This is a genomic window from Streptomyces alkaliphilus (assembly GCF_014141535.1).
GTDB lineage: Bacteria > Actinomycetota > Actinomycetes > Streptomycetales > Streptomycetaceae > Streptomyces > Streptomyces alkaliphilus.
This window is the reverse complement of the sequence record NZ_VKHT01001308.1, coordinates 1-1,136: the sequence shown is the minus strand read 5'-3', so window position 1 is coordinate 1,136 and position 1,136 is coordinate 1. Positions and strand designations below refer to the sequence as shown.

General features: G+C 74.7%; 1 protein-coding gene. It reads right to left on the bottom strand.

The genetic code is table 11. The features are described 5' to 3' along the window. Positions 1–19: 19 nt before the first annotated feature. The coding region (locus FNQ90_RS24160; protein WP_182608288.1) for a glycerophosphodiester phosphodiesterase at positions 20–1,136 on the bottom strand (1,117 nt) is incomplete at its 5' end.

The window sequence follows — 1,136 nt, the reverse complement described above, 5'->3', positions numbered from 1 at the left end:
GGTGGGGTCCGCGTCCGGGTCAGGCCCGGTGGTCGGCGGCGGCCAGCAGCGCGGTGTCGGGGTGGTCGGTGAAGATGCCGTCGATGCCGGTGGCGAACCACGCCCGGAGCGCGCCGAAGGCGTCGCCGTGCCGGTGGGGATCGTCACCGACGCGGAACTCGGCGGGCAGGTACCGGTTCTCGTTGCGCTGGGTGTAGGGGTGGACGATCAGGCCCGCCCGGTGGGCGTCGGCGACCAGGGACGTGGGGGTGCCCAACGTGCCGTCGGCCCGCCGGGGGATCACCAGGTCGAGGGTGGGACCGATGCCGCTCGCGTATCCGGCGATCTCCCGCAACCCCTCCGGGGTGATCAGGTCGGCCACCGTCCGCGGGTCCCCGGCCGACTCGAGATCGCGCGGCCGGCTGCGCGCGGAGGAGAGGAGCACCACGCCCGGGGTGTCCACCAGTCGCGACAGCCGGCGGATGCTGGTGGGCTCGAAGGACTGCAGGAAGATCGGGGAGCCGGCGCGGTGCAGGCCGTGCCGGCGCAGCAGGGCGGCCAGCGGCTCCTCCAGCGGCAGCCCGATGGACCGGAAGTGGGAGGGGTGCTTGGTCTCGGCGTGCAGCCACACGGGGCGGCCCCGGCGGCGGCCCTCACCGGCGGCCCACCGGATCACCTCCTCCATGGTGGGCACCTCCCAGCGCCCGTCGTAGATCGTGTTGTTGGGCCGCTGCTCCGGGATGCGTTCCACGGCCCTCAGGGTCTTCAGTTCGGCGAGCGTGAAGTCCTCGGTGAACCAGCCGGTGACGGTGACCCCGTCGATGGTCTTCGTGGCCCGCCGGTCGGCGAACTCCGGGTGGTCGGCCACGTCGGTGGTGCCGGAGATCTCGTTCTCGTGACGGCACACCAGGTGGCCGTCCCGGGTGGGGACGAGGTCCTGCTCGATGACGTCGGCGCCGGTGTCCAGGGCGAGCCGGTAGGCGCCCATCGTGTGCTCGGGGCGGTAACCGCTGGAGCCCCGGTGGGCGATGACGGTGGGCACCGGCAGGCCGCGGAACCCCTTCCCCCTGCCGGGGTTCCCCGTCGCGGCGGGGGCCGGGGCCGCGTGGGCGGCCCCCGCGCCGGTGAGGACGCCGCCGGCGGCGACGGCACCGAGG